Origin of the sequence: Mucilaginibacter sp. (assembly GCF_039935595.1) — a bacterium.
Classification (GTDB): domain Bacteria; phylum Bacteroidota; class Bacteroidia; order Sphingobacteriales; family Sphingobacteriaceae; genus Mucilaginibacter.
This window is the reverse complement of record NZ_JBDTJZ010000074.1, coordinates 1-6,250: the sequence shown is the minus strand read 5'-3', so window position 1 is coordinate 6,250 and position 6,250 is coordinate 1. Positions and strand designations below refer to the sequence as shown.

Below are 6,250 nucleotides of genomic sequence, written 5' to 3'. Positions count from 1 at the left end.
TGCTTCTCTTGCTGGTCTGGCCTGCCTTTGCGGTTGCTCCTGCTGACGTGGGGCGTCCTGTTGCGGCTTTTGCTGAGGCTGTTGTTGCTGACGTTGCGCGTCTTGTTGCTGCTTTTGCTGTTGCTGTTGTTGCTGCTGACGTTGTTGCATCAATTGTTGGCGTTGTGCGTTCTGTTGCTGCTGCGCTTGTTGCTGTTGGCGTTGCGCTTCTTGCTGTTGAGCCTGTTGCTGCTGCTGACGTTGTTGCATCAATTGTTGGCGTTGCGCTTCTTGCTGTTTAAGTTGAGCATTTTGTTGTTGCTGTGCTTGTTGTTGGCGTTGCACATCCTGCTGCCGCTGCATCGTTTGTTGGCGTTGCACATCCTGGGCCTGTTGCTGTTGGGCCGCCTGTTGCTGGGCAGCTGCATCATTTTGTGCCGGGCGGTTAAACTGCGCACCATTGGGGCGACCTTGCCCGTTATCACGTCTATTACCTGGTTGCGCCGGGTTACCTTGTGCCGGTGCTACAGGTTGTGCATTATTATTTGGCGGGGCAATGTTAGGCCTATCTTCTGGTCTGCCACGGAAACCCCTATTGCCCGGTTGGCCGGGCTGGTTATTATTTGGCACACTACCGGGCTGAATATTGTTTTGACCCTGGCCATTTTGTTGATTACGATTGCCTGGTTGCCCGGCGCGATTATCCGGTTGGTTATTATTGGGCACATTACCCGGTTGAGGGTTATTTTGGCCAGGCCGGTTTTGTTGTCCGCGGTTACCCGGTTGCCCTGCCCGGCTATCAGGTTGATTGTTGTTGGGCGCATTGCCCGGCTGAACATTATTTTGACCCGGACGGTTTTGTTGTCCGCGGTTGCCTGGTTGCCCAACCCTGTTATCTGGCTGATTATTATTTGGTCTGTTATTATTCACACGCACAACATTATTGTTGGGTGCATCACTATGTGCAACTCCGGCTAATTTTGCCGCATTATCATGATTATTAGCTGCTGTAACTCCCGTTCCACGACGGGCGATACGTTGGTCGGGGTTTTGTTGTTTATAGGCATTACCATCAACCACACGTTCAGGGCGGGCATCAGGCGCACGCCTTACAGTAGGGCGGTATATATTAACTGTATTATTATTAATATTTATAACTCCCGGTCTGTTAGCATTGTTAATGCGGTATATTTCAGGTCTGCGGCGCGTTACACGCTCAATATCTTGTACACGTGGTCCTGCTATGTAACGGTTGCCACCATTTGAATAGTAATTATTAATTACAGTTGCATTGCGTATTATATTAGCAACCCTTGTATGTGGTACATAATAGTTATATATGTAAGGACTGGTAATATAGGCCTGAGGAGCAAATGTCCAATAATCGTTTGGAATATAGCCGCCGCCTATAGATATGCTGATACCAATACCCGGCGATAGTGGCGCCCAGCCATAATAGCCGCCGCCCTGGCGCCAGCTAACCCATGCCGGGGCCCATTCATAGCCCGGTATCCATTCCCAGCCATAAAAATCATCAAAGCGCCAGCGTCCGTAATGGAAGGTGGCCCATCCCCAGGGATAATCTGATACCCAGGTGTTACCATATTCGGTTAATACCCAATGCCCCTGTGTGGCATAGGGCCTAAAATCTCCATCAACATCGGGCACCCAAACATCACCGTACTGAGGGTCATTAACCCAGGTACCATAGGGGGCCAGATTGTCATAAAAATCCTGATCGGATATATATTCACTCTGCGCGGTACTTTTAGCGGGGGCTGCCATGATCAGCATAAGGGCTAACAAGCCTACACCCCACATTTTATTTAGAAACTTCATAATATTTATAATTGAGTAATATTTGTATTTATTATATGGACAATACAAACTATAAAACGTTTAGCGGGTTAATTGTTTTATTATAATTGTTTACCGGCGTAAATAGCTATAATGTGTTTATAAATTATTCTATCTTTAGTTTTTTTAACTGATTTTAATCCCATAAAATAATGAGTACAGTAAATATTCCACGACTTGACTTAAACAATTATATAAATGGCGATGCCGCGGCACGCAAAAAGTTTTCGGAAGATATTGGTAAAGCCTTTAACGAAACCGGCTTTGTTACCATAACTAATCATGGTTTATCAAAACAATTAATTGATGATCTGTATGCGCAGGTAAAGACCCTTTTTGCATTACCCGACAGCGTTAAGCAGAAATATGAAATAGCCGAACTGGCCGGCCAGCGCGGTTATACCGGAAAGGGCAAGGAAACTGCCAAAGGTTTTAAAACGCCCGATCTGAAAGAATTTTGGCAAATAGGCCAAACCGTAACCGATGGCAATGTAATTAAGGAAGATTATCCCGACAACCTGATGGTTGATGAATTACCGGCATTTAATAAAGTAACCCTTGAGGTTTACAAAAAACTGGAAGATGCGGGTAAATATTTACTTCGGGCCATTGCTGTTTATTTAAACCTGCCCGAAAACTATTTTGACGATAAAGTGCATAATGGCAACTCCATACTGCGTACGCTGCACTATTTTCCTATTGAAGATCCGGATTCGGTGCCCCCTGATGCCGTAAGGGCCGGTGCACACGAAGATATTAACCTGATAACCTTATTAATTGGTGCTAGTGCTGACGGGCTTGAATTGCTAACCCGCGACAACGAATGGTTCCCGGTTAAGGCACATGGCGAGGATCTGGTGGTTAATGTGGGCGATATGCTGCAGCGCTTAACCAACAACAAACTCAAATCAACCACGCACCGGGTGGTTAACCCTCCGCGCGAACTGATGAAAAATTCGCGCTATTCGGTACCATTCTTTTTACACCCGGTATCTAACATGGACCTAACTTCACTGCCTTCAACCATTGATGCCGATCACCCTAAAAAATATGAGGATATTACCGCAGGCGAATACCTGGATGAGCGTTTAAGAGAAATTGGATTGAAGAAGTAAGTTAGCAGTTGGTAGTTTGCAGTTGGCATGGTCTGCTGCAAACTGCCCACTCAAAACTGCAAACTAAAAGCTATCGTTTCATCTCTGCCAGTATGGCTTTTAACAATTCATCTGATTGGCGCGAACCGATGATGTAAACCAGGCCGTCACGGTCTGTTAAATAAACAGCATCATTGCCGGCAGCATAAAAACGTATAGTGCCCCGGCTATGCAGGTTATAAACCGGATTATTAAATAAGTAGCGGCTGTATAAGCCCTTTTCGGCTTTAACAATGCTATTTAGGTCTATTTTTACCAGGCGGGCTGTCCATAACCCATCTAAAAAAATACTTTTATTTTGCACACGGGTGCTAAAGTGCAGCATAAATCGAAGGATAACTGATATTACAATAATAGCTATACCCACTACCAGCAATAAGTTTCCGCTTGTTTCGCGCTCATCGGTAAAAAAATAAATGGCAAAGCAAAACAGGGCCAAAACCACCCTTATGGTAGTAGGTATAAATTCCCTGCCCAGGTATTGCTTCTCGGTAAAAACTGCTTTATCGCTCATTTATAATTTAAACAGTTCGAATATAGTTACTTTTTTGGTGTTATTTGTTACTTTATAACGATCATCAGGTCTGTACCCGCCTATCCATATAATATCTCCGTTGCCATTTACTAATATCGGTATTTCCGCTTTTTCGTGCAGTGCAATTTTTTGGTTAATAAAAAAATCACTGAGCTTTTTGCGTGTTTTCATGCCCAGCGGGTAAAAATAATCGCTTGTTTGCCATGCGCGGACGGTTAATGGATAAATCAATAAAGCGGCATCAATAGCTACCGCCATAGGGTTGTTTTTTATGATTAACGCGCTATCGTCATGCAATAGTGTTAGCCTGTAAGCACCATAATGTATAGTATGGTCGGCTTCGTTAATTAACAACGCTTGTAATGTATTTTTCTTTTTAGGGGATAGAATATATTGCGCGCGATCAAGCACCAACTTATAGCCCTCTGATTCAAATACCCTGCCCGCATGTTTATCTAAACTGCTTAATATATCACCAATTGTTGTTTCATTAAACCCGTAGGGCTGTAATAATTTATAAAGCAGCAGGCTTTGCGGTTTTAGTGCCTGTATACCCCGTACAGCTATATGCACCTCATCGCCTTTTACTATCATAATTTGCTGCCTCATGTTGGCAACAGTTAGTTCAAGCAGCTGCTCCAGCTCCCTAAAGTGTTGCAGGTTATTTTCAAACGTAGCTTCCAAATTGGGGTTAAGTGCTTTAAGATGCGGTATCACCTCGTGCCTTATTTTATTACGTGCGTATTTGGTTGAGGCATTTGAGCTATCCTCCACATAGGCGATATTGTTTTCGCTGATAACCGCCTGTATTTCATCTCTATTTAAAAACAATAAGGGCCTAACCAACATGCCATTTTGGGGCAAAATGCCATGCAGCCCAGCGATGCCGGTACCACGTGTAAGGTTTAACAATATTGTTTCGATAGTATCGTTTTGATGATGCGCCAATGCAATAGCGGTATAGCCATGTTGCTGGGCTATTTGTTCAAACCACCGGTAACGCAGGTTACGGGCGGCCATTTGTATGGATACTTTATTTTCGGCAGCGTATTGTTGTGTATCAAATTTTACCACATGAAACCCGACCTCCATTTGTTGGGCAAGTTTTTGGCAAAAGGCTTCATCGGCGGCTGATTCCGGACCACGCAGTTGAAAATTACAATGGGCAATAGCAAAGTTAAAGCCGGCAGCTTTTAACAAATGAACCATCAAAACAGAATCCATGCCACCGCTTACTGCAGCCAAAACTTTATTTTGGGGCGTAAACAAATTGTTTTGCGCTATAAAATCAGTAAAACGTTTAACAGGAAACATACATCAAAATTATAATTTAATAACCCCCAACAAAAAACTAATTTTGCCATTGTGAATAAATACACCCTCAGTATATTGTTATTATTGGTTTTTGCCCGGGTTATGGGGCAAAAAAAAACGTCAAGGGTGGATCTGATCTCTTCTACAAGTATCGAAATGTATAAGGGGCCGAAGGGCAAAAACATTGAAAAGGTTAAGAACGGGGTTTTTAAACAGGATTACTCTACACTGCGGGCAGACAGTACATTGTTTTATCCCGATCAAAATGCTTTTGATGCCTTTGGCCATGTAAATATAAACCAGGGCGACACGCTGAATATTTTTTCGGATAAGCTTAACTATAATGGCAATACCAAAATTGCCATTCTAACTAATAATGTTAAAATGGTTGACCGTTCAGCTACGTTAACCACCAATTACCTTGTTTATAATACAGCCACCCGCGTAGGCAACTATACCGGTGGGGGTAAACTGGTTGATAAAGATAACACCCTGGTAAGCAAGAATGGCTTTTATTTTTCTAACTCGCGCGATGCATATTTCAGGTACGATGTGGTTTCTACCACGCCTGATGCCATTATAAAAACCGATACCATGCGTTATAATTCGGGTACACGTATAACTTACTTTTACGGGCCTACACATATATTGGGCAAAAAAGATAATGACACGTTGTATACCGAAAATGGCACTTATAATACCGAGACCGAGCAGGCTTTTTTTGGTAAAAAAAACCTGTATAAACAGGGCACAAAATCATTAACAGGTGATAGTTTGTTTTACGATAAACTTAAAGGTTATGGCCGCGCCACCCGTAATGTTATTTTTAATGATAACGAACAAAAAATGACCATAAAGGGCGACTTGGGCGAATATTTTAAAGAAGGTGAGAGGGCTGTTATAACTCAACACCCATACCTGATATTTGTTACTGAAGAAAAGGATACTACCGGGACCCAAGCGGATACATTAAAGAAAACCGGCACGCCGCCCAAGCCTAACGCCGCTACAGTTAAGCTGCTGGGGTTGGATAAGGGCAATAACAAACAAAAGCCGGATTCTGCCACGGTGAAATTGCTGGGATTAGATAAGGCTAAATCTACAGCAAAAAACAAAACAGATTCATTAACCAAAGCACCCGACAAAGTCAAGCGCGATACCCTTTATATGGGTGCCGATACGCTGGAAACCCGAATAGTTACTTTTAAGGATTTAAAAGATTTACAGCAGGAGCGGTGGCTGGCCGCTAATCGTGATACTTCAATAAAGGTGAAACCACATATTGTGTACACAACAAAAGCAAAATTTCTTTCTGTTACCCCGCCTAAAATGCCCAATGACACCAGCTATTTTCACCGCGACATTTTTGGGAAGCCAAAACTACCTGTAGCCGCCAAAAAGTCGGCTCCGA

General features: G+C 43.2%; 5 protein-coding genes. 2 read left to right on the top strand and 3 right to left on the bottom strand.

Translation table 11 applies throughout. The features are described from left to right. Positions 1-1,818, bottom strand: a 1,818-nt coding sequence (locus ABI367_RS04630; protein ID WP_462226942.1) for a DUF6600 domain-containing protein, incomplete at its 3' end; no start/stop codon positions are given. A gap of 170 nt (positions 1,819-1,988) precedes the next feature. Between ABI367_RS04630 and ABI367_RS04625 the strand changes: the two genes are divergently transcribed. Beyond that, a complete protein-coding gene (locus ABI367_RS04625; protein ID WP_462226940.1) occupies positions 1,989-2,951 on the top strand; it encodes an isopenicillin N synthase family dioxygenase in 963 nt (320 codons plus the stop codon). A 70-nt stretch (positions 2,952-3,021) separates the two neighbouring features. Here the strand turns inward: ABI367_RS04625 and ABI367_RS04620 are convergent, their stop codons facing one another. Next, on the bottom strand, positions 3,022-3,504 hold the full coding sequence (locus tag ABI367_RS04620) for a hypothetical protein (protein WP_462226939.1): 483 nt from the start codon (positions 3,502-3,504) through the stop codon (positions 3,022-3,024). Beyond that, positions 3,505-4,839, bottom strand: a complete 1,335-nt coding sequence (tilS, locus tag ABI367_RS04615) for a tRNA lysidine(34) synthetase TilS (protein WP_462226937.1) — start codon at positions 4,837-4,839, stop codon at positions 3,505-3,507. It lies immediately after the preceding gene. 51 nt (positions 4,840-4,890) lie between these two features. Between tilS and ABI367_RS04610 the strand changes: the two genes are divergently transcribed. Further along, a partial coding sequence (locus tag ABI367_RS04610) for an OstA-like protein (RefSeq protein ID WP_462226935.1) occupies positions 4,891-6,250 on the top strand: 1,360 nt, incomplete at its 3' end.